The organism is Arthrobacter sp. D1-29 (genome assembly GCF_054130585.1).
This window is the reverse complement of record NZ_CP096383.1, coordinates 3,104,100-3,127,565: the sequence shown is the minus strand read 5'-3', so window position 1 is coordinate 3,127,565 and position 23,466 is coordinate 3,104,100. Positions and strand designations below refer to the sequence as shown.

The window sequence follows — 23,466 nt, the reverse complement described above, 5'->3', positions numbered from 1 at the left end:
TCATCAGCTCAACCCAGGATGTCGAGAATGACGTATTACCCCAAGGCCTCAGCCTCAGCTCCCGCCAGCGCGGCGGCCACCGTGCCCGCCTCCGTGAAGTTCCCGGAGATCGAAGAGCGCATCCTGAAGTACTGGGACCAGGATGGAACCTTCCAGGCCAGCATCGACCAGCGAAGCGCCGACGCCCCCGGCGGCGAGCCCGGCAGCAACGAATTCGTCTTCTACGACGGCCCGCCGTTCGCCAACGGCCTGCCGCACTACGGCCATCTGCTCACCGGGTACGCCAAGGACCTGGTGGGGCGCTACCAGACCCAGCGCGGCAAGCGCGTCGAACGCCGGTTCGGCTGGGACACCCACGGGCTGCCCGCCGAGCTGGAGGCCATGAAGCAGCTGGGCATGACGGACAAGACCCAGATCGAGGCCATGGGCATCGACAAGTTCAACGACGCCTGCCGCGCTTCGGTGATGAAGTACGCGGATGAATGGAAGAGCTACGTCACCCGCCAGGCACGCTGGGTTGACTTCGAGAACGACTACAAGACCCTCAACGTCGAGTACATGGAGTCCGTGCTCTGGGCTTTCAAGCAGCTGCACGAAAAAGGCCTGACGTACAACGGGTACCGCGTGCTGCCGTACTGCTGGAAGGACGAGACGCCGCTGTCCAACCATGAACTGCGCATGGATGACGACGTCTACAAGAACCGGCAGGACCAGACAGTCACCGTCACCTTCCCCATCACAGCCGGAGCGTCAGCGCTCTCGCAAGAGCTGGCAGGGGTCCAGGCGCTCGCCTGGACCACCACACCCTGGACGCTGCCCACCAACCTGGCGCTCGCCGTCGGACCTGGAATCACTTATGCGGTGCTTCCTGCCGGCCCGCACGGGATCAAGGCCGCTTCGCCGGAGGCTCCCGTCACCGGAAGCTTCCTGCTGGCCGCTGATCTGCTGGGCACCTACGCCAAGGATCTCGGCTACGACGATTTCGACGCCGCCGCAGCCGCTGTCACGTCCACGCACACCGGTGCGGAGCTTGAGGGTCTGCAGTACGAGCCGCTTTGGCACGATTTCAGCGACACCGAGAAGTTCGGTACCCAGAACGCCTGGCGCATCCTGCCGGCCGACTACGTAACCACCACCGACGGCACCGGCATCGTGCACCAGGCGCCGGCCTACGGTGAAGATGACCAAAAGATCTGTGAAGAGGCCGGTATCCCGGTGGTGCTGTCGGTGGACGAAGGAGCAAAGTTCCTGCCGCTGTTCAAGCACGGCGACCTGCATGACATCGCCGGCCTCCAGGTCTTTGAGGCGAACAAGCCCATCACCCAGGTCCTTCGGGCGCAGGGAAGGCTGGTCCGGCAGGCAAGCTACGAGCACAGCTACCCGCACTGCTGGCGCTGCCGCAATCCGCTGATCTACCGTGCCGTGTCCTCCTGGTACGTGGAGGTCACCAAGTTCAAGGACCGGATGTCCGAACTGAACCAGGAAATCAACTGGATCCCCGGCAACGTCAAGGAGGGCCAGTTCGGCAAGTGGCTGGCCAACGCCCGCGACTGGTCCATCAGCCGCAACCGCTACTGGGGCAGTCCCATCCCGGTGTGGCAGTCCTCCGACCCTGAGTTCCCCCGGACCGACGTCTACGGTTCCCTTGCAGAGATCGAGGCCGATTTCGGCCGCCTGCCGCTGAACAAGGACGGCCAGGTTGACCTGCACCGGCCCTTCATCGATGAGCTGACCCGGCCCAACCCGGACGATCCGCGCACCCCCGAGGAGGGGCAATCCGTGATGCGCCGGGTCGAGGACGTGCTGGATGTCTGGTTCGACTCCGGATCGATGCCCTACGGCCAGGTTCACTACCCCTTCGAGAACGAAGCCTGGTTCGATACCCACAACCCGGCCGACTTCATCGTGGAGTACATCGGCCAGACCCGCGGCTGGTTCTACATGCTGCATATCCTCTCCACCGCGCTGTTCGACAGGCCGGCCTTCCGCAACGTCATCAGCCACGGCATTGTGCTGGGCTCTGACGGGCAGAAGATGTCCAAGAGCCTGCGCAACTACCCGGACGTCTCAGAGGTCCTGGACCGTGACGGCTCGGACGCCATGCGCTGGTTCCTGATGGCCAGCCCCATCCTGCGCGGCGGTAACCTGGTGGTCACCGAGCAGGGAATCCGCGACGGCGTCCGTCAGGTCATCCTGCCGCTCTGGAACGTTTACAGCTTCTTCACGCTGTACACGAATGCCTCCAACGGCGGTCAAGGGTACGACGCCGCCCTGCGCTACGACGGTTACCAGGACACCCTTGACCAGTACCTGCTGGCCAACACCGGCGACCTGGTCCGCAACGTCACAGCGCATTTGGACAGCTACGACATCTCGGGGGCCTGCGACGAACTCCGCAGTTACCTGGACATGCTCACCAACTGGTACGTCCGCCGCAGCCGCCAGCGCTTCTTCGACGAGAATGCTGACGCTTTCGACGCCCTCTACACGGCGCTGGAAACCGTCTCACGCGTGGCTGCCTCGCTGCTGCCCCTGGTCTCCGAGGAAATCTGGCGGGGCCTGACCGGCGGGCGTTCCGTGCACCTCGCCGACTGGCCCGATGCGGACCTGTTCCCGGCCAACCCCGCCCTGGTCGAAGCAATGGACCGGGTGCAGCAGATCTGCTCCACCGGATCTTCGCTGCGCAAGGCTGCCAACCTCCGCGTCCGCCTCCCACTGCAGGAGCTGACCGTGGTGGCACCCGGCGCTGATGCGCTGGGAGGCTTCGCCGCCGTCGTCGCCGAAGAACTGAACATCCGTTCGGTCCGGCTGCTCGACGCCGAGAACGCCTCACCCGAGGAGTTCGGCATTGAGCAGAAGCTCGTGGTGAATGCCCGGGCAGCGGGTCCGCGCCTCGGGAAAAACGTCCAGCAGGCCATCAAGGGATCCAAGTCCGGCGACTGGTCAGTCTCAGAAGCAGGCGTTGTCACGGCCGGCGGACTGGAACTGGAACCGCAGGAATACACGCTGGAGACCGTGGTGGCGGAATCCGCCGCCGGTACTGGTCCTGCCACCAGGGCTGCCGCCGTGCTTCCCGGCGGAGGTTTTGTGGTCCTCAACACCGAGGTCACCCCGGAGCTTGAGGCTGAGGGCATCGCCCGCGACATGGTCCGCGCCATCCAGCAGGCACGCAAGGACGCCGGGCTGAACGTCAGCGACCGGATCCGGACGAGTATCCAGGCACCCAGGAACATGGTGGAAGCCATCAAGGCAAACGAAAACCTGGTCGTCGCCGAAACTCTCACCGTAGAACTCCACCTGTCCTCCAGCGGGGATGACACCGAACTGCAGATCACCGTCGAAAAAGTAGAGGCCTAGGACATGACCGACGAATTCTCCGTTGAGAGCGTCTACGCCGAGCTGCTCGGCCGGGCACCGGAAAACAAGATGGAGCCCCGGCTCGCACCGCTGTTCCGCGCCATGGACGTGCTGGGGGAGCCAAACAAGGCCTTCCCGATCATCCATGTGACCGGGACCAACGGCAAGACCTCCACGGCACGGATGATCGAAGCCGGCCTCCGCGCCCACGGACTGAGTACGGGCCGCTACACCAGCCCGCACCTGTCCAAGGTCACCGAGCGGATCAGCATTGACGGCCACCCGGTATCTGATGCCACCTTTGTCCGGATCTGGGACGAAATCCGCCCTTACCTGCAGATCGTGGACGATGAGCTGACGGCGGCCGGTGAACCCCGGCTGACCTACTTCGAATGCCTCACCATCCTTGGCTTTGCCATCTTTGCCGATCAGCCGGTCAACGTCGCGGTGATTGAAGTGGGCCTGGGCGGCATCACCGATGCCACCAACGTGGGGGATGGCCAAGTATCCGTCATCACGCCCATCTCCCTGGACCACACAGACCTGCTGGGCGATACCACCGAGGACATCGCGTATGAAAAGGCCGGAATCATCAAGCCCGGCGGCTACCTGATCAGCGCAGCCCAGCCCGTGGATGCTGCCCAGGTGCTGCTCGAAAAGGCCAAGGACGTGGGTGTCCCGTTCCGGTTCGAAGGCGTGGAGTTCGGCGTCGAATCCCGGACAGTTGCCGTGGGCGGCCAGGTGGTCAGCATCCAGGGGATCGCAGGCCGGTATCCGGAAGTACTGGTACCGCTGCACGGCGCACATCAGGCCCAGAATGCCGCTGTGGCCGTGGCCGCACTGGAAGCGTTCTTCGGCGGCGAAAAGGAACTCGACGCCGAGCTGCTCCAGGAAGCGTTCGCCAGCGTCACTTCACCCGGGCGCCTTGAGGTTGTCCGGACGGCGCCCACCATCATCGTGGACGCTGCGCACAATCCCGACGGCATCCGTGTTTCCGCCGAAGCCATCCAGGAGGCCTTCAGCTTCAGCAAGCTGGTGCCGGTGGTGGGCGTGCTGAAGGAAAAGGACGCCGAGGAAATCCTTCGCCAGCTCAAGGAATCCCTGGGCGAGGTGGCGGAGGAGTACTGCTTCACCCAGTCCAACTCCCCGCGGGCGGTGCCTGCCGCCGAGCTCGCGGAGCTTGCCGTGGAAATGGGCTTCGGCGAGGACAACGTCCACATTGCCGAGAAGCTCGACGACGCCCTGGAATGGGCCGTTGAACGTGCGGAAGCCAACGATGACCTCTCCGGCGGAGTGCTGGTGACAGGCTCCATCACTCTCGTGGCTGAAGCGCGGATCCTGCTGGGAAGGACGGAGGCTTAGCCGATGGCCAAGCTGACGAAGGCGCAGCGGGAGTGGCGCCCGGGAATGCCGAAAAAGCGCCGCTCAACCAAGGTGATGTTCGCCTCCACTGTCCTGCTGCTCGAAGCCTTTGTGGCATTCTTCGCCACACTGGCCGTCTTTGGGCTCAAGCGGGGAGAGTTTCCGCCGGCGCTGATCCTGGGTGTTGGCATCGCCCTCAGCGTGGTGATGATCCTTGCCTGTGCGGTGCTGTCAAAGCCCTGGGGGATTGCCCTGGGATGGATCCTGCAGATCGTGCTGATTCTTACCGGCATCGTGGAACCCATGATGTTCCTGGTGGGCGCGCTCTTCGGCCTGGCCTGGTGGTACGGCATCCGTACGGGCATCAGGATCGATTCCGAGGCGGCTCAACGGGAACGCGAGCAGGCGCAGTGGGATGCAGCCCACCCGGGCGGTCCCCAGCAGCCCCAGGATCAGAAACAGGATCCCAAGACTCAGGATCCCCAGACTCAGGATCCCTAAAGCAAGACCCGTAGAATTGTCCCGAAACCCCACCAACGCATTGGAGCAACTGTGAGCATTGAGCGCACCCTGGTTTTGATTAAGCCCGACGGCGTGGCCCGCAACCTGAGCGGCGCCATCCTGAGCCGCATCGAGGCCAAGGGCTACACCCTTGCCGAGCTGAAGAAGGTGGACGCAAGCCGTGAGCTGCTGGAGCAGCACTATGAGGAACACGTGGGCAAGCCGTTCTATGAACCGCTCGTGGAGTTTATGCTCAGCGGCCCGGTTGTCGCCGCAATCTTCGAAGGCCACCGTGTGATCGAAGGCTTCCGTTCCCTCGCTGGAACGACCGACCCCACAACGGCAGCTCCCGGTACCATTCGAGGCGACTTTGGCCGCGACTGGGGCCTGAAGGTGCAGCAGAACCTTGTCCACGGATCAGATTCGGTGGACTCCGCCGAGCGCGAAATCAAGATCTGGTTCCAGGACTAGGTCCTGGCCGCTTGAACCCTTCGCCCACCTAAGGCGCGAACGAACACTTGAGGCCCCCGTTTCGAAAGGAACAGGGGCCTCAAGTGTTCGTTCGCGCCGTCTTTGGTGCGGCGGTGCTCTGCGGTGGGCGTTGTGCGGCGGGGACTAGAATCCTGAGGTTCCTACGAACACCTGGATGAAGGCGAAGAAGATGGTGGCGATGACAGCCACGTAAAGCAGCGCGGTCACGATCCAGCCTGAGTCGCCCAGGACGCGCGCGGCACCGGCGGGCACCGGAATGGCACCCTGCGCGACGTTCCTCACCGTTACCCAGACGAACAGAGGGATCATGGCAGCCCAGACCACCATGCAGAACGGGCACAGGATGTGGATTTCATACAAGGCCTGGAACCACAGCCACACCACAAACGCAAAGCCCAGCGTCACGCCCGCCTGGAGTCCCAGCCAGTACCAGCGGGCAAAATTGGCGCCAGCCAGCAGGGCCATGCCCGTGGTGATGATGACCGCGAATGCCACGATGCCAATGAACATGTTGGGGAACCCGAACACGGAGCTTTGCGGCGTCTGCATTACCTGACCGCACGAGATCCAAGGGTTAACGTCGCAGACGGTGGTGTGGTTCGGATCCTTGAGTACCTCAAGCTTTTCCAGCACAAGGATGCCCGAAGCCAGCCAGCCGATGGCCCCGGTGATGACCAAAAGCCAGCCAAAGGGCCGGTTCCGCGCCATGCGCGGTACGCCGGCGTCCGTGATGGGTTCCGGCGCGGACACCGGGGCTGCGGCCGGGCTGCCGGCGCCCCTGGCAGGGGAGATACTGGGCATGGTTCGTTGCGTCCTTTGCATCGGGTGCTCCTTGCCCTGATTGTAACGCCGGCGGCTGGAGACGGGACTCAGCCTGCGGAACCAGCCACTCACCGGATGCGGTTGCCTCCGCCGTGTTCCAGCCGGTGTGTGAGAGAATGAACGTGGCTGGAGACCGACCCACATTCGGACTCCGGTCCGGTGGCTTGTTCCCAAGACCGCCAATGATGAGCAGGGCAGGCATCGGATTCTCTGATCCGGCTTCCCGCAATTCCATTGGTCGGCACCTGGTTGTGGCGTGTAGAACAACGGGTTTTCAGAACACAGCCGACGGCTCCCACGGGCTGCCGCACCCCACTGCCGGTGCGAACCTGGGAGTATCCACTTGACTTCTGTCAATGCCTGCGGGTTTTGACAATATGTGCCCCAATGGGTGCCGGATGTGGCGGTACGTCAGGGGCAGGAGTGTTGCCACATATGGAAAATGAACAAGTACTAGCCGTTAACGACAATGCAGCTGTTAGCGACCACCCGGGAGCGCCGGAAGCCCCCAAGAAAGCCCCCAGGACCCGCCGGAAAGCAGCCCCGGCAGCAAGTGACGCCGGGGAGACCGCAGGGGCGGATGCATCCGCTGCGGACGCCCCGCCTGCGGATGCCCCGGTCGCAGATGCCCCAGTCGCAGAGGCCCCTGTTGCAGACGCCCCGGAAGCCAAGGCGCCTGTCCGCCGCACACGCGCCCGCAAGAAGGCTGACACAGCAGAGCCACTGCCGGCCTTCGCTGTAGAAGAGGCCGGCACCGTCGTGGATGATCAGCCTGCCGCCGCCCAGCCTGAGCCGGAAGCTGCCGCTGCTGGTCCCGACGCCGAGGCCGAGGCGAAGCCTGTGCGCCGCCGCCGTGTTGCCACCCGCAAGATGTCTGCCGCCGAGCCAATGTCCGCAGCCGAGCCAATGTCCGCAGCCGAGCCACTGTCCGCCCCGGTGGCCGGGCCCGCTGCCGCGGAAGTGGAAACGCCCGCCGGTCAGGAAGGGACTGCTGTGGAGGCTGCTGCCCCCACGGCCACAGAGCCTGAAGCCGCACCGGCACCTGAAGCGGCACAGGCACCCGAGCCGGCGCCTGTTGCCAAAGCCGAGGAAGCAGCACCGGCTGAACCAGCCAGCCCCTTTGGATCGCTTTTCCTGGAGCCGTCGCCCACCTCAGTGCTGTTCCAGGCCCCCGACCTGAGCACGGTGGCCCGCCAGGCGCCTCCCGCTCCGGCCGCAGCTGTGGAAGAAGCAGAGGATGACGACACCGAGGACGGCTCCGGCGACGACGCCGGTGTCCGCGGCAGGCGCCGCAGCCGTGGCCGCCGCGGGCGGAGCCGCACCGGCGGCCGTGATCTTGAGGGTGATAGCGCCGAAGGCGGCCAGGACAGCGCCGCGGACGACGCCGATGAGGAGTCTGCCGGTCAGGCTGAAGAGGGCGTGACCTCCCGCCGTCGACGCCGCCGCCGCCGGGGCGAGCAGGACCTTGAACTTACCGGGGGCGGCGATGATGACCCGCCCAACACCGTGACCCGTGTCCGTGCCCCGCGCGCCGTCACCGAGCCGATAGTCAACAACCGGGTGACCAGCGTCAAGGGCTCCACGAGGCTGGAAGCCAAGAAGCAGCGCCGCCGGGAGTCCCGCGACACGGGCCGCCGCCGCACCGTCATCACCGAGGCCGAGTTCCTTGCCCGCCGCGAGTCGGTGGACCGGCAGATGATCGTCCGCCAGCGCGACGACAGAATCCAGATCGCAGTCCTGGAGGACGGCGTCCTGGCTGAGCACTTCGTCTCCAAGACCCAGCAGGATTCCCTGATCGGCAACGTCTACCTGGGCAAGGTCCAGAACGTCCTGCCGTCCATGGAAGCAGCCTTCGTTGACATCGGACGAGGCCGCAACGCCGTGCTCTACGCCGGCGAAGTGAACTGGGAGGCCGTCAACCTCGAAGGCAAGCAGCGCCGCATCGAGAATGCGCTGAAATCCGGAGATACGGTCCTGGTCCAGGTCACCAAGGACCCCGTGGGCCACAAGGGTGCACGCCTGACCAGCCAAATTTCCCTTCCGGGCCGCTACCTCGTGTACGTGCCCGGCGGTTCCATGACCGGAATCTCACGCAAGCTGCCCGACGTCGAACGTAACCGCCTCAAGCGCATCCTGAAGGACCGGCTCCCGGAGCACGCCGGCGTTATTGTCCGCACAGCGGCCGAGGGCGCTTCCGAGGAGGAGCTTACCCACGACATCAACCGGCTGCGGGCGCAGTGGGAGGGCATCGAAGGCCAATCCACGTCCACCAAGATCCTCGCCCCGGAACTGCTGTACGGCGAACCGGACCTCACCATCAAGGTGGTCCGCGACGTCTTCAATGAGGATTTCTCCAAGCTGATCGTCTCCGGCGAGGAGGCATGGGACACCATTGAGGCCTACGTCACGTATGTTGCGCCTGACCTGGTGGCCCGGCTGGAAAAGTGGACCAAGGATCAGGACATCTTCGCGGCCTGGCGGATCGATGAGCAGATTCACAAGGCCCTGGACCGCAAGGTGTTCCTGCCGTCCGGCGGCTCCCTCGTGATCGACCGCACCGAAGCCATGACAGTGGTGGACGTCAACACCGGCAAGTTCACCGGCAGCGGCGGAAACCTTGAGGAAACCGTCACCAAGAACAACCTGGAAGCGGCCGAGGAAGTTGTCCGCCAGCTCAGGCTCCGCGACATCGGTGGCATCATCGTCATCGACTTCATCGACATGGTGCTGGAGTCCAACAGGGACCTGGTGCTGCGCCGGATGGTGGAGTGCCTGGGCCGCGACCGTACCAAGCACCAGGTGGCTGAGGTCACCTCGCTGGGCCTTGTCCAGATGACCCGCAAGCGGATGGGAACCGGGCTTCTCGAAGTCTTCGGAGAGCAGTGCGAGGTCTGCGCCGGCCGCGGCATCGTCACCCACGATGATCCCGTGGAGCACCGCCGGGCCAACATCGTTGCCGCCGAGCACCACGTGCAGCGCTCTGACACCCGCCCGGACGCCCATCGCCAGGAGCGGACAGACAGCCAGCGGACGGACAGCCAGCGGACAGAAAGCCAGCCGGGCGCACGCACCGACCGCAAACGGCGCCGCGGACGGGGAGGCCAGCCGCTGGACGTCGCTCCGGCTGCGCCCATCCAGATCCACACGGTCCACCCCGACCCCAGCGACGCCGAGCGCCATGCCAAGGCTGAGGCCACCAGGGCAGCCCTTGCCAACATTGCGGCCGCAGCACACGCCGCGCACCTGCACGACGAGGAGGCGGCTCAGGCTGCCGCCCGCGGAGTCCAGGCCCCGGCTTCCCCGGAAGCAGAGCAGGCCACGCCTGCTGCAGTGCCCGAACGGCACCAGCCTGACACGTCCGGCCGTCCAGCGGCCGTGCTGACATTCGGCGGTGAGCAGGTGGTGCTGCCGTTTGTGGAGCACGTGGAGGACCAGGCACAGAAGCCTGCACTGACGCTGGACCGCCTCGCTGAGGCATTCGCCCACCTTGGCGAGCCGGCTCCTGCAGAGGAACGCCCGCAGGTTGCCCTTCCGCAGGCGGAGCCAGGACGTGTCCAGCCGGAGCAGGCTGGGCGAGAGCAGGCCGGACGTGAGCAGATCCAAGCAGGACGTCCTGCCCGCCAGCCGGAGCCCGCGGTGGAGGAAAAGGACTACTCCGACCACACGGCTGAGCAGTCGCGCTCCCGCCGCCCGCGCCGTAACAGGAGTGCCAGCCGGGCCCAGGGTGCTGCCAACGCCACCTCGGTGGAACACCACGAAGGTACGCACGCAGCGCCGGAAGGTCACTCGCATTCGGCCAAGGCCCCGGAGCCTGCGACGGTTGCCAAGGGTGACCGGTCGGCCGGAGCCGAGGCTCCGATCATCCTGGGCGTAGGAGTGCCGGCGTCCGAACTCTAACAGCGGAACCCTAACAGCGGAGCCACGCTGTCGGGATGCCCGGCTGGGCCGTGATTAGTCACGGCCCAGCCGGGCATTCGCCTTTTAAGGCACTCGCCTTTAACTGGGAAGCGCCTCCAACCGGTACCTGCCGTTGTGCCTATCAACGGCGGAACAGCGCCGGCCGCAGCCAAAGCGTCACCTTTAACAGGGATGCCGCCCAGAACGCTACGCTGGGTGACTGACACGGGGTGCCGCGCAGAAGGCCGGCTGAGATCCACACCCGTTGAACCTGTCCGGCTAGCACCGGCGAAGGGATGTCTTCTTTGTCGTCAACATCAGTCCTGCCTCCAGCAGCGCCCGCATCAGCAACAACACCAACATCAACGCAATCCACACTGACGCAGCCAAAAGCGGCCGGCGTCCTGCGGGACGTCCCACGCGTCCTGTCCATCGCCGGTTCCGATCCCTCCGGCGGCGCCGGCATCCAGGCCGACCTGAAAAGCATTGCGGCCCACGGGGGCTACGGCATGGCTGCCATCACCGCCCTCACGGTCCAAAACACGCAGGGTGTCCGTGCCGTGCATGTACCGCCGGCCTCGTTTCTGGCCTGGCAGCTGGATGCCATCAGTGACGACATCACCGTCGATGCCGTCAAGATCGGCATGCTCGGTGATGCTGACGTGATGGCGGCGGTGCGTAACTGGCTGGAGAAGGTGCGCCCCGCCGTCGTCGTCCTGGATCCTGTAATGGTGGCCACCAGCGGGGACCGGCTGCTCGCCGAGTCGGCTGAGGCAGCGCTTCAGGGGCTCTTGCCACTGGCGGACCTGATCACCCCCAACCTGGCGGAACTGGCGATTCTACTTGGCGAGCCGCAGGCGGGCAGCTGGCCCGAGGCGCTGGAGCAGGGCCGCAGGCTGGCGGCCGCGACGGGTGCCACGGTCCTCGTCAAGGGCGGCCATCTCGACGGCGGCGATTGCCCGGACGCCCTGGTCAACACCGGGGGAGTGCTCTCCGAGGACGTGGTAGTAGTGCCAGGCGCAAGGATCCGCACCCGCAACAGCCACGGCACCGGCTGCTCGCTGTCCTCGGCAATGGCCACCACGCAGGCACGGCTGGGCGATTGGGAAGCCTCCCTGCGCCAGGTCAAGCCCTGGCTTGCCGCCGCGCTGCAGGCTTCCGCCGGGCTCGAGGTGGGATCGGGCAACGGCCCCATCCATCATTTCCATCATCTCCAGCCAGCACAGCCGGGGACGTCGGACGCCGGATGGACACCACTGGCGGCGGCGGACTTCGCTGACGTCCTCTGGGCAGCAGCGGCGCCGGACCTTGAGGCCATCTACGGACTGGAGTTCATCCGGGACCTTGCAGACGGCAGCCTGGCCGAAAAGCACTTCGCCTACTATCTCGCACAGGACGCCACGTACCTGAACGGCTATTCCCGGGTGCTCGCCCGGGCCAGTGCCCTGGCCCCCACCGAGGCGGAGCAGCTGTTCTGGGCCAGGTCTGCCCAGCAGTGCCTGGAGGTTGAATCGGAGTTGCACCGCAGCTGGCTCAGCACCAGGACCACGGACACGGTTCTGGGCCCCGTCACCAAGTCCTATGTCGACCATCTGCTGGCCGCCTCTGCTTCTGGCAGTTATGCGGTGCTGGTGGCGGCAGTCCTTCCGTGCTTCTGGTTGTATGCCGAGGTGGGCAAAACGCTTCACGCGGAGTTCGTGGCAGCGGGCGAACCGGCTGCCCACCCGTACGCCGCCTGGCTGCGGACCTACGCCGACGAAGACTTTGCCGCCGCCACCCGGCAGGCAATAGCCATGACGGACGACGCCGGGCGGCGGGGATCGGAGGATGAGCGCGCAGCGATGATCCTGGCATTCCGGCAATCCTGCCGTTTCGAGGTCGAATTCTTCGACGCGCCGCGGCTGCATGCCTGATCGCCTGCAGGCGCCGCAGCCGGTACGATAGTCGGGCACGGTTCCGGATGTCGGTGTGCCGCCCACCTTGTGGTGCCTATCACAGACAACCCGCCGGAACCAGCCTCATTTGCGGCCGAAGGCAAAATTAGCGTATTCTAGATCTTCGGTGCTTACGCCAACACTTGGGTTATGACCCTGGAAGCAGCCCGCTTGGACAACGAGCGGATCTTGCAACCGGGATAGCTCACGGGTTCCTTTGCGAATCCACGGCGTTGAGGCACAGCGGGAGCCAGCCAGATATGGACCCAGGTTCCGCACGCAAATTTAGTAATAAACGTCGAGAGAAGTGAGTTCCCAAGTGGTGTACGCGATTGTCCGCGCAGGCGGCCGCCAAGAGAAGGTTTCCGTTGGAGACTTCGTTACCCTGAACCGCGTCACCGGTGGAGCCGGCAGCACCATTCAGCTGCCCGCACTGCTCCTGGTGGACGGCGACAAGATCACGTCCGCCGCTGCGGACTTGGCCAAGGTAACTGTTACGGCTGAGATCCTCCAGGACCTTCGTGGTCCTAAGATCGTCATCCAGAAGTTCAAGAACAAGACCGGTTACAAGAAGCGCCAGGGTCACCGTCAGGAACTGACCAAGGTCAAGATCACTGGCATCAAGTAACTAGCGTTACTGTTCAGGTTTTCAGCAGATTCCCCAGAATTTAGAGGCAGGCATTTCAAATGGCACATAAAAAAGGCGCGAGCTCCACTCGCAACGGTCGTGACTCCAACGCCCAGTACCTTGGCGTCAAGCGCTTCGGTGGCCAGGTAGTTTCGGCAGGCGAAATCATCGTCCGCCAGCGCGGCACCCACTTCCACCCGGGCGCCGGCGTAGGCCGTGGCGGCGACGACACCCTGTTCGCACTGACCCCGGGCGCTGTCGAATTCGGCACCCGCCGCGGTCGCCGCGTAGTCAACATCGTTGCTGCTGCAGCTGCAGAGTAACATCCAGTTCTGAAGCGGTGGAGCGGGCCATTCTTGGTCCGCTCCACTGTGCTTTTAACCGCATTACAATCATCTTGTCGCCTCCGGGCGTCCAGGAAACAGCACTGAGGAGATCCACGTGGCGAGCTTTGTAGACCGGGTAGTACTGCACGTATCCGGCGGTACCGGCGGTCACGGCTGTGTCTCCGTCCACCGTGAAAAGTTCAAGCCCCTGGGCGGACCCGACGGCGGCAACGGCGGCGACGGCGGCGACGTCATCCTGCGCGTTGACCACCAGACCACCACACTGCTGGACTACCACCACGCCCCGCACCGCCACGCCACCAATGGCGGCCCCGGCATGGGGGATTGGCGCGGCGGAAAGAAGGGCGAGACCCTCATCCTCCCTGTCCCTGACGGCACCGTGGTCAAGTCCAAGGACGGAACCGTCCTGGCCGACCTCGTCGGCGAAGGGACCGAGTACGTCGCGGCCGCGGGCGGACAGGGCGGGCTGGGAAACGCTTCGCTGTCATCCCAGAAGCGCCGCGCGCCGGGCTTTGCACTCCTGGGCATCGAAGGCGAATCAAGCGATGTTGTCCTGGAGCTCAAGTCCATCGCGGACATCGCCCTGGTTGGCTTCCCCTCTGCCGGGAAGTCCAGCCTTATCGCCGCTATGTCGGCCGCACGTCCCAAGATCGCCGACTACCCCTTCACCACGCTGATCCCCAACCTGGGTGTTGTCCAGGCCGGAGATGTCCGCTTCACCATTGCCGACGTCCCGGGCCTGATCGAAGGTGCCAGCGAAGGCAAGGGCCTGGGCCACAACTTCCTGCGCCATGTGGAACGCTGCGCCGCGCTGGTGCACGTGCTGGACTGCGGCACCCTGGAGTCGGACCGGGATCCGCTCTCGGACCTGGCCATCATCGAAGCGGAACTGGAGAAGTACGCCGTCGACATGAGCTACGCCGGCACCGATGGTGAGGTCGTTCCGCTGAACCACAGGCCGCGCCTGATTGCGCTGAACAAGGTGGACCTGCCGGACGGCAAGGACATGGCCGAATTCGTCCGCCCGGAACTGGAGTCACGCGGCTACCGTGTCTTCGAGATCTCGGCCACCAGCCACGCGGGCCTGCGCCAGCTCGGCTTCGCCATGGCCGAAATCGTCCAGGCGGCCCGCGACACCCTGGCTACCGCGCCGCCCAAGGTGCAGCCTCCGGTCCTCCGGCCCCGCGCCGTCAATGAGGCCGGGTTCAAGATCCGGCGCGAGGAAAAGAACCTCGAACCGCTGTTCCGCGTCCTGGGCGAAAAGCCGGTGCGCTGGGTCAAGCAGACAGACTTCACCAACGAGGAAGCCATCGGCTACCTGGCAGACCGCCTGGCAAAACTTGGCGTGGAGAACGAACTGTTCAAGCAGGGCGCCAAGCCCGGCGACACTGTGGTGATCGGCGAGGACGACGGCGTGGTCTTCGACTGGGAGCCCACCATGATGGCCGGAGCCGAGCTTCTGGCTTCCCCCCGCGGCACCGACGTCCGCTTTGCCGATATCGGCGACCGCCCCACCCGTGGCCAGAAGCGCGATGAGCAGCAGGAACGCAAGGATGCCAAGGCAGCTGCCCGGGCCGAGCTGGAAGCCGAGCGCAAGGCCGGCATCTGGACCGAATCTGTCAGCAGCCGCCGCATCGCCAAGCCTCTCAAGGAGAGTGGACTGGGCGCAGACGATGACCAGTAGCACCATGGCCGCGGTACCGGCAGGCCGGTCCGCGGACAGAACCGTGCTTTCGGGCGCCCGCAGGATTGTTGTCAAGGTGGGCTCTTCGTCGCTGACCAGCATCAAAGGCGGCATCTCCGAAGAAGCCCTGACCGCGCTGGCGGACGCCCTGGCCGCCAAACGGAACGCCGGCACCGAGATCATCCTGGTGTCCTCCGGCGCCATTGCGGCCGGCCTTGCGCCCCTCGGACTGGCCAAACGCCCCCGCGACCTGGCCACCCAGCAGGCCGCCGCCAGCGTGGGGCAGGGCCTGCTGATGGCACGCTACACGCAGGCGTTTGGTGCCCATGGCGTAACTGTCAGCCAGGTCCTGCTCACCGCCGATGACCTGATGCGCCGAAGCCAGCACACCAACGCGTTCCGCGCCCTGGACCGCCTCCTCAACCTCGGTGTGGTGCCGGTGGTCAACGAGAACGACACCGTGGCCACCCACGAGATCCGCTTCGGTGACAACGACCGGCTGGCCGCCCTGGTCGCCCACCTCGTCAGGGCCGATGCGCTGGTACTGCTCTCCGACGTCGACTCCCTGTACGACGGCCCGCCGTCGCATGGTGCCAAGCGCATCCCCTTGGTGGAAGGCCCCCACGATCTCGACGGCGTTTCCATCGGCAAAGCCGGGAAAGCAGGTGTTGGTACCGGCGGGATGATGACCAAGGTGGAAGCCGCCACCATTGCGGCAGGCTCCGGAATCCACGCCCTGGTTACGTCGACGGCCAACGCGGCCGCCGCCCTGGCTGGCGAAGACGTGGGCACCTGGTTCACCGTCAACGGGGCGCGCAAGCCGGTCAGGCTGCTCTGGCTGGCGCACCTGGCCTCCGTGCACGGCCGGCTGATCCTCGACGACGGCGCCGTCAAGGCGGTCCGCCACCGCCGCACCTCGCTGCTCCCAGCCGGCATATCCGCCGTGGACGGGGACTTTGAAGCAGGCGACGCCGTGGAGATGGTCAGTTCCGACGGGACCGTCATAGCGCGCGGCCTTGTTAACTACTCCGCGGCCGAGCTGCCGCAGATGCTGGGCCGGTCCACCAAGGAACTGGGCAAGGCCCTGGGCCGCGGATATGACCGTGAAGTTGTTCACGTTGATGACCTGGTGCTGGTCTAAGCCCGAGGCTCGCCTAAACTTGGATTATGACTGAGGCACTGATCCATAATTCTGCTGCGATTTCCGGGGACGACACTGCGGTCTCCGCTGCCCCGCAGACGCCGGATTCTTCTGCCGTCCCGCTGTCAGTTGAGGACGTCCAAGCGGCGGTACACGCTGTGGCTGACCGTTCCCGCCATGCGGCGCGCCGGATGGCGAGGGCCAACCGTGCCTGGAAGGACCGCGGTCTCAAGGCGATCGGTACCGCGCTGCTGGAGCGGAAGAACCTCATCCTTTCCGCGAATGCCAAGGATGTCGCCGCCGGCAAGGCAAACGGCACCTCTGCTGCCCTGCTGGACCGGCTTACGCTGACGGAAGCCAGGATCGATGGCCTCGTGTCCGCCCTGGAGAACCTGGCCACCCTGCCGGACCCGGTGGGCAACGTGGTCCGCGGCCAGACCCTTCCCAACGGGCTGCGCCTGCGCCAGGTCAACGTACCCATGGGCGTTGTGGCGGCTATTTATGAAGCCCGGCCCAACGTCACGGTGGACATCGCGGGGCTTGCCCTGAAGAGCGGCAACGCCGTTATCCTCCGGGGCGGCAGTGCCGCGGCAGCCACCAACGAGGCGTTGGTCCACGTGATCCGGGAAGCACTGGACTCCGTGGGGCTGCCGTCCGATGCCGTGCAGACCGTGGACCAGTACGGACGCGAGGGCGCCAATGCCCTGATGGGTGCCCGGGGCCGTGTGGATGTCCTGATTCCCCGGGGCGGACGCGAACTCATCCAGACTGTTGTCCAGAACTCCGCTGTGCCCGTCATCGAAACCGGTGAGGGCAACGTGCATATCTTCATCGACGAGTCGGCCACGGAGGAGATGGCGGTGGAGATCCTCCTGAACGCCAAAACACAGCGGCCCAGCGTCTGTAATACCGTGGAGACCCTGCTGGTCCATTCGCGGTCCACCGTGCTGCCCGCCGTTGCTGCTGCCTTGCGTGGCGCCAACGTCACCCTGCATGCCGACGACCGCGTCCGCGCGGCCCTGCCGGCTTCCATCGAGTCGGAGGCTGCCACCGACGAGGACTGGGCCACGGAGTACATGGACCTCGATCTCGCGGTGGCCATGGTGGACAGCCTGGATGAGGCAGTCCAGCACATCCGCACGTGGTCCACCGGCCATACCGAAGCCATCCTCACCAACGACCTCTCCAACGCCGAGCGGTTCATTGCCGAGGTGGATTCCGCGGCCGTCATCGTCAATGCCTCCACCCGCTTTACCGACGGCGGCGAGCTTGGCCTGGGTGCCGAGGTGGGTATCTCCACCCAGAAGCTGCATGCCAGGGGTCCGATGGGACTGACTGAACTGACCACCACCAAGTGGATCGTGCAGGGCGAGGGCCAAGTCCGCGGGTAGCAACGCGGTAACATAGTACAGAAGTCCTGAACGGCGGGAAGATCCGCCGCCACATCCTTGAGCCTTAGGGGAGAAAATGCTGCTCCAGCAGATAGCCACGTCCACTGCAGAACATGAGGAACTCGCCCCGCTGTGGGCCGAGCCGTGGGTGTTTGGTGCCGTGATTTTCGCCATCCTTCTGGTCATGATGTTCATCACCCTGTCCTACTCCAACCTCGGCAACCGCCACGCTGCCACGGAAGAGCATGCCGATCCGCACCGCCAGCACCCGAACAAGCACGACCACGGCCAGGGCCACTAACATTTCCCGCGTCCTGCACCATAACGGTGCTAAGGGCCGGCTGCGGCTGGGCGTGATGGGCGGGACATTTGATCCCATCCATCACGGCCACTTGGTCGCGGCCAGTGAAGTGGCTGCCAAGTTCGGCCTGGACGAAGTTGTTTTTGTTCCCACCGGGCAGCCTTGGCAAAAAACGCACAAACACGTCAGCGAGCCGGAGCACCGCTACCTGATGACGGTGATCGCCACCGCGTCGAACCCCCGCTTTACGGTCAGCCGGGTGGACGTTGACCGTCCCGGCCCCACCTACACGATTGATACGTTGCGTGACCTGCGGACCCAGCGTCCGGACGCTGATCTGTTCTTCATCACCGGCGCGGATGCGCTGGCCCAGATCCTGTCGTGGAAAGACATCGACGAACTCTGGTCCTTGGCGCACTTTGTCGGCGTGACCAGGCCAGGGCACATACTTGACGGCATGGGCCGGAAGGATGTGAGCCTGCTCGAGGTGCCCGCCATGGCCATTTCGTCGACGGACTGCCGCGCCAGGGTGGCCGAGCACAACCCTGTCTGGTATCTCGTGCCGGACGGCGTCGTGCAATACATTGCAAAATATGGACTGTACTCCAAGGGGACAACACCCGCGGACGTACCTGCTTCCGAAACAGCCGAACCAGCAAGCACTGAATGAGTTTTAAATGAGTCAGGAACAGCCCCCCGTCCGCAGCCGCCGCGAATTGCGGCAGGCCAGAGATGAGCAAAAGGCTACCGGGTCAACAGGCCCGGGCCAGGTTTCGCCTGCCTCAAAACAACCGCCTTCAAGGCCGGCAGACTCCCATGACCAGCTTCAGGCCGAGCGTTCCTCGCAAATTCGTGCGCGTGACCGTGCAACACTCCGCACGCTCAAGGAGCTGGAGGAAAAAGAGGAACAGCTGGCAGCCGGCGGACCGCCCACCCGCAGGCAGCGGCGGCTTCAGCAGCTCAAGGAGCAGGCCGTCACGTCGGCCAACCCGATAGTTCCACCCGCTCCGGGCCAGGCTCCCGACTCCCTGCGGGGTGCCGCTGCTGAAACAGCGGCGGTGCAGGCGGCTTCGCACCAACCTGCTGCGTCCCAACCTGCTCCCTCTCCGTCTGCTCCCTCTTCGTCTGCTCCCTCTTCGTCTGCTCCCTCTCCGTCTGCTCCCTCTCCGAGGGGGACCGGCATTCCGGATGGCATCAGCGTTGAGCAGGCACTGGCCGCGCGGTCGCTGATTGCCGAACAGGCCAAGAACCAACTCGCCAAAATGGAGCACATCGCTTCCCTGGATCCCGAGGCCGTTGACCCGGACGTTCTCGCGGAGCAGATTGCATTGGCGGAACGCGCCGCGGTGCTGAACCGCCGGGCCATGGCCAAGCAGAAGCTCGCCGAGCAGGCGTCCGCACCAGCGGCCCCGCAAACATCGTCGATGCAGGCCTCCGCGCCGGGCTCCCAGCCAGCCGTCACCCGGCCGGCCCCCTCGGCAACCACCAACCTCGCGATGGTCACGCCGCTGGAGTTTGTCCAGGTCCCGGGCGTGGACCGTCCGGTCATGAAGCCGCCCGCCACCTCCTACGTGCCGGTGGTCACGAACCCCGGGCCCATCCAGCCGTCCACCGGCAAGGGCCGCAAGCCCTCCACCACGGCCAGGCCGGCGGGCACCGGCACTGCGGCTGCCGCCAGCGGCCGTTCAGGGGTTATTGCACGCGCTGAAGCAGCTGCCCGGGCCGCCCAGCCCAGGCCCGCTGTATCCGTCCCGGCCTCCCGGCCTGCCGCGCCACAGGCCGGAAACCTGGACGACCTTTTTGATGACCTTCCCCGCATCCCCGCCCGGTCCGCCCACGGGCTGGAGCCATTGGATGCGGCCACCGCAGGGCTGGGCCGAGCCAAGCGGATGCGCCTCGTGCAGTTCGGGGTCCTGGCCTTCGGGATCATCGCTCTCATATCCGGCATCATCCTGATCATCAGCGGCATCACGCGCTGATCAGGCTGAGCCACACAACAAAGCTTAGAAAAACAACAAGGAGTCACGTGTCTGCATCAGCTTCATCCATATCCATAGCCCGCCAAGCCGCCAAGGCCGCCGCGGACAAGATTGCCCAGGACATCGTTGCCCTGGACGTCAGCGAACGCCTGGCCCTTGCCGACGTCTTCCTGATTGCCTCCGCCCCCAGCGAACGCCAGGTCAACGCCATCGTCGACGGCATAGAAGAGGAACTTTCCAAGCAGGACCTCCGCCCTGTCCGGCGCGAGGGACGTTCCGGCGGACGCTGGGTACTCCTGGACTACTCCGACATCGTCATCCACGTCCAGCACGAGGAAGACCGTGTTTTCTATGCACTGGAGCGCCTCTGGAAGGACTGCCCCGTAGTGGACCTGCAGCTGGGAGACGACGCCTCGGCCAAGGCAACAGCCTCCACAGAATCGGAATAACCGGCGCCGGCAGGTTTGAATATGCCCGATTTGGAATTTTCGGAAATGCTGTTCTAAGATATTTGAGTTGCTCCGGGGAAACCGCGGAGCAACGAAGATTCGGGGCTGTGGCGCAGCTGGTAGCGCACCTGCATGGCATGCAGGGGGTCAGGGGTTCGAGTCCCCTCAGCTCCACCGGATGATCCGCTGGAATCGAAAGATTCCGGCGGATTTTTTGTTGCCCGGAAGGACTGCAGCGGTGTTTCCGGGTTAGCCTGTTTCCACCGGATCCGTCCGCACCTCGGCTGGGCCGATAACGGAGTGCTGCCAATTGGCATCTGAGCCCAATCTCCACTAAGCTAATCAGGTTGCTTCGCCGGACCCAGGGTCGGGAGAGCAGCAAAGTTTCGGGGCTGTGGCGCAGCTGGTAGCGCACCTGCATGGCATGCAGGGGGTCAGGGGTTCGAGTCCCCTCAGCTCCACCAACAGGATTCACTATCCACGAAAAAGGAGCCACCCATCAGGGTGGCTCCTTTTTGTTCTGCCGAGTGCCCCGCGCCTCTGGCGTCAGACCCATTCCGTCCGGCGCAGAGGAGGTTGGGCTCCGCCGTGCCGCTGCACCAGCACCTGGTTCACTCCCGTCAGGCCAGCCTCAAATCCCAGGGCGCTCGATGCCATGTACAGCCTCCAGACCCGGGCCCGGCCCAGACTGGTGAGCCTGACGGCTTCATCCCAATGATCCTCGAGCCGCCGTACCCAGGCCCGCAGTGTCAGCGCATAGTGCGGCCGCAATGCCTCGACATCCAGGATCTCCAGCCCGCCGGACTCCAGCGCCGTGACCATCTCGCCGAGGCTGAGCATTTCGCCATCCGGGAAGACATAGCGCGGGATAAAGGAGTCCGGATCAGGACTGGTGGGACCGGCATTCCAGGAAATGGCGTGGTTGAGCAGCCGGCCGCCTGGGCGGAGCAGATCATGGAGCCGGGCGACGTAGTGCGGCGTCTGTTCACGGCCGACGTGCTCGGACATGCCAATGGAACTGATCGCGTCGAACGGCCCATCGTCAACATCGCGGTAGTCCTGGACCCGGATGTCGATGTGTTCCGTCAGCCCGGCGTCGGCTGCGCGCTTGCGTGCCAGCAGCGCCTGCTCGTTGGAGAGCGTAACGCCAACCACCGTGACGCCGTAATGCTGGGCGGCATGCAGGGCGAAACTTCCCCAGCCACAGCCCACGTCCAGTACCCGCATCCCGGGCTTCAGGCCCAGCTTGCGGCACACCAGATCCAGCTTGGCCTGCTGGGCCGCGTCCAGCCCTGCCGGCAGGTCATCCTCGTCGTGGGCCGGGTTTTCCCACACCGCGCAGGAGTAGACCATCGACGGCCCCAGAACCAGGGCGTAAAAGTCGTTGCCGACATCGTAGTGGTGTGAGATCGCGGCGGCGTCCCGGCGCTTGGAATGCCGCTGGCCCTGACGGTAGATGCGTGCTTCCTCCGGCGGGGGAGCCGGGTTGGGCCCCAGCGCGCCGAGCCTGACGGCTGTCCTGAAAAGCGTCAAGAGTTCTGCCGGCGTGAGGGGCCGGAATGGCCCTGGTTCAGCAAATTTACCGGCCGAGCTCAGCGCCTTGAAAGCGGCGAAAATGTCGCCCGGTGCATCCACTTCCCCCGCGACATAAGCCCGGCTCAGCCCCAGCTGTCCGGGCGACCACAGAATCCGGCGCAGCGCACGCCGGGAGCGGAATTCAATCACCGGGGCATCCGGCGGGCCTGCTTCCGATCCATCCCACGCCCGCAGCCGGAGCGGGATCTCCTCGGTGCCCAGTACGATGGCAAGCGCCTTCGCCAGCCGTGATGCAGCTCCCTTTGTCTTCGTCATGATCGTTTTCCCCTCTCCCCGGGTCCGGCATGCAGGTCACCCGCGGCGGATCCGTCCCGTCGCCGGCACTCCTGAACGCGTTCCATGGGCCAACCCTAAGGCCGCTCTCTTCTTCTGTCAGTGATTTGGGCAGAAGTGATTTGGGCAGAATGGCAGGTCAGGCAGGCGGCTGTAGCCTCGCTGTGCGCGCATATCATGGGGGATGTGAACCACACCCTTCCGGCATCCCGTGAAAACTTCCTTTACTGACGTTGTGGTTGTCGGCGCCGGGCAGGCCGGGCTGTCGGCCGCCTATCACCTCCAGCGCCGGGGGCTGAAGTACATAGTGCTCGACGCCGAAGCAGGACCGGGAGGTGCCTGGCGGCACAGGTGGAAGAGCCTCCGGATGGCCACCGTTAACGGCATCAGCGACCTCCCCGGGATCGGCAAGCCTGCCGTGGATCCCGCGGAACCCAGCTCGGAGTTCCTGACCCGCTACTTTGATGCCTACGAACAGGAACTCGGGCTGGCGGTCCGGCGGCCAGTCAAAGTGGCCGCGGTTACCAGGGAGGATGCGGATCCGGCCGGCAGGCTCCGAATCAGCACCAATGCCGGTGACTGGTCGGCCAAAGCAATCATCAACGCCACCGGAACATGGACCAGGCCCTTCTGGCCCATCTATCCCGGCCAGTTCACCTTTCGTGGCAGGCAGCTCCACGTGGCTGACTACGTCTCTGCCGACGAGTTCCGCGGGCAGCACGTCATTGTGGTGGGAGGCGGGATTTCCGCCGTCGGCCTGTCGGATGAGATCTCCCAGGTCACCACCACCAGCTGGTTTACCCGGCGCGAGCCGGAGTGGCGCGACGTCGAATTCGATGCCCAGGCGGGGCACAACGCCGTCGCGCTGGTGGAAGAACGTGTCCGCCAGGGGCTTCCGCCCCAAAGCGTCGTGGCTGTCACCGGGCTGATCTGGACGCCTGCCCTGCGGGCGGCAGCACAGCGCGGCGCGCTCAACCGGCGTCCCATGTTTACCGCCATTGAGCCCGACGGCGTCCGGCTTGCGGACGGAGGCCTGGTCAAGGCGAATGTGATCCTGTGGGCCACGGGCTTCCGCGCCGAGCTGGAACACCTGGCCCCGCTTCATCTCCGCGGACCGGGCGGCGGCATTGCCATGGACGGAACCCAGGTGGCCGCCGAACCGCGGGTTCACCTTGTGGGCTATGGGCCGTCGTCGTCCACCATTGGTGCAAACAGGGCAGGCAGGGCAGCAGTGGCGGCTCTCCTGAAGCTTCCCGGCCTGCGGCCGCAGGCGGAGACGGTAGATTTGCCTGACCCCAACATTTTGGCTTGA

At 65.2% G+C, this 23,466-nt stretch carries 18 protein-coding genes, 2 tRNA genes and 1 riboswitch; of the genes, 18 read left to right on the top strand and 2 right to left on the bottom strand.

Annotation, left to right across the window (positions count from 1 at the left end):
- Nucleotides 1–27 precede the first annotated feature (27 nt).
- From ileS to ndk, 4 genes are read left to right on the top strand one after another with little or no spacing between them, the layout of a single operon-like run.
- Nucleotides 28–3,357, top strand: coding sequence for an isoleucine--tRNA ligase (gene ileS, locus M1E17_RS14105; protein ID WP_457962639.1), 3,330 nt, complete (start codon nt 28–30; stop codon nt 3,355–3,357).
- A 3-nt stretch (nt 3,358–3,360) separates the two neighbouring features.
- A complete protein-coding gene (locus M1E17_RS14100) occupies nt 3,361–4,719 on the top strand; it encodes a bifunctional folylpolyglutamate synthase/dihydrofolate synthase (protein WP_457962638.1) in 1,359 nt (452 codons plus the stop codon).
- 3 nt (nt 4,720–4,722) lie between these two features.
- Entirely contained in the window at nt 4,723–5,220 is a 498-nt protein-coding gene (locus M1E17_RS14095) for a DUF4233 domain-containing protein (RefSeq protein ID WP_457962637.1), read from the top strand.
- 51 nt (nt 5,221–5,271) lie between these two features.
- Entirely contained in the window at nt 5,272–5,691 is a 420-nt protein-coding gene (gene ndk / locus M1E17_RS14090; protein ID WP_267275371.1) for a nucleoside-diphosphate kinase, read from the top strand.
- 144 nt (nt 5,692–5,835) lie between these two features.
- On the opposite strand, the gene M1E17_RS14085 is transcribed toward ndk, so the two are convergent.
- Nucleotides 5,836–6,513, bottom strand: a complete 678-nt coding sequence (locus tag M1E17_RS14085) for a vitamin K epoxide reductase family protein (protein ID WP_457962636.1) — start codon at nt 6,511–6,513, stop codon at nt 5,836–5,838.
- A 456-nt stretch (nt 6,514–6,969) separates the two neighbouring features.
- Between M1E17_RS14085 and M1E17_RS14080 the strand changes: the two genes are divergently transcribed.
- From M1E17_RS14080 to M1E17_RS14020, 13 genes are all read left to right on the top strand, one after another.
- Nucleotides 6,970–10,431, top strand: a complete 3,462-nt coding sequence (locus M1E17_RS14080; protein ID WP_457962635.1) for an Rne/Rng family ribonuclease — start codon at nt 6,970–6,972, stop codon at nt 10,429–10,431.
- Nucleotides 10,432–10,647: 216 nt separating this feature from the next.
- A riboswitch (TPP riboswitch) is annotated at nt 10,648–10,745 on the top strand.
- Complete coding sequence (locus M1E17_RS14075; RefSeq protein ID WP_457962634.1) at nt 10,728–12,344, top strand: bifunctional hydroxymethylpyrimidine kinase/phosphomethylpyrimidine kinase; 1,617 nt, start codon at nt 10,728–10,730, stop codon at nt 12,342–12,344. (Overlaps the previous riboswitch by 18 nt.)
- 340 nt (nt 12,345–12,684) lie before the next feature.
- On the top strand, nt 12,685–12,993 hold the full coding sequence (gene rplU, locus M1E17_RS14070) for a 50S ribosomal protein L21 (RefSeq protein ID WP_247045937.1): 309 nt from the start codon (nt 12,685–12,687) through the stop codon (nt 12,991–12,993).
- Between the two features lie 59 nt (nt 12,994–13,052).
- Nucleotides 13,053–13,316: a 50S ribosomal protein L27 gene (gene rpmA, locus M1E17_RS14065; RefSeq protein ID WP_009372867.1), complete on the top strand. Its 264-nt coding sequence runs from the start codon at nt 13,053–13,055 to the stop codon at nt 13,314–13,316.
- A gap of 118 nt (nt 13,317–13,434) precedes the next feature.
- Entirely contained in the window at nt 13,435–15,024 is a 1,590-nt protein-coding gene (gene obgE, locus M1E17_RS14060) for a GTPase ObgE (protein WP_457962633.1), read from the top strand.
- A 4-nt stretch (nt 15,025–15,028) separates the two neighbouring features.
- Entirely contained in the window at nt 15,029–16,165 is a 1,137-nt protein-coding gene (gene proB / locus M1E17_RS14055; RefSeq protein WP_457967760.1) for a glutamate 5-kinase, read from the top strand.
- A 26-nt stretch (nt 16,166–16,191) separates the two neighbouring features.
- The gene (locus M1E17_RS14050) at nt 16,192–17,556 is read left to right on the top strand and encodes a glutamate-5-semialdehyde dehydrogenase (protein WP_457962632.1); all 1,365 of its coding nucleotides are present in this window, start codon (nt 16,192–16,194) and stop codon (nt 17,554–17,556) included.
- 76 nt (nt 17,557–17,632) lie between these two features.
- Nucleotides 17,633–17,857, top strand: a complete 225-nt coding sequence (locus M1E17_RS14045; RefSeq protein ID WP_267275364.1) for a hypothetical protein — start codon at nt 17,633–17,635, stop codon at nt 17,855–17,857.
- A gap of 55 nt (nt 17,858–17,912) precedes the next feature.
- Nucleotides 17,913–18,527, top strand: coding sequence for a nicotinate-nucleotide adenylyltransferase (gene nadD, locus M1E17_RS14040; protein WP_457967758.1), 615 nt, complete (start codon nt 17,913–17,915; stop codon nt 18,525–18,527).
- A 7-nt stretch (nt 18,528–18,534) separates the two neighbouring features.
- The gene (locus tag M1E17_RS14035; RefSeq protein ID WP_457962631.1) at nt 18,535–19,836 is read left to right on the top strand and encodes a hypothetical protein; all 1,302 of its coding nucleotides are present in this window, start codon (nt 18,535–18,537) and stop codon (nt 19,834–19,836) included.
- 47 nt (nt 19,837–19,883) lie between these two features.
- Nucleotides 19,884–20,285, top strand: coding sequence for a ribosome silencing factor (rsfS, locus tag M1E17_RS14030; RefSeq protein WP_457962630.1), 402 nt, complete (start codon nt 19,884–19,886; stop codon nt 20,283–20,285).
- A 101-nt stretch (nt 20,286–20,386) separates the two neighbouring features.
- Nucleotides 20,387–20,459: transfer RNA gene (locus M1E17_RS14025), tRNA-Ala, on the top strand.
- A 214-nt stretch (nt 20,460–20,673) separates the two neighbouring features.
- Nucleotides 20,674–20,749, top strand: a tRNA-Ala gene (locus M1E17_RS14020).
- A gap of 82 nt (nt 20,750–20,831) precedes the next feature.
- On the opposite strand, the gene M1E17_RS14015 is transcribed toward M1E17_RS14020, so the two are convergent.
- Entirely contained in the window at nt 20,832–22,136 is a 1,305-nt protein-coding gene (locus M1E17_RS14015) for a class I SAM-dependent methyltransferase (protein ID WP_457962629.1), read from the bottom strand.
- Nucleotides 22,137–22,365: 229 nt separating this feature from the next.
- On the opposite strand from M1E17_RS14015, the gene M1E17_RS14010 reads away from it, so the two are divergent.
- Nucleotides 22,366–23,466, top strand: coding sequence for an FAD-dependent oxidoreductase (locus tag M1E17_RS14010; RefSeq protein ID WP_457962628.1), 1,101 nt, complete (start codon nt 22,366–22,368; stop codon nt 23,464–23,466).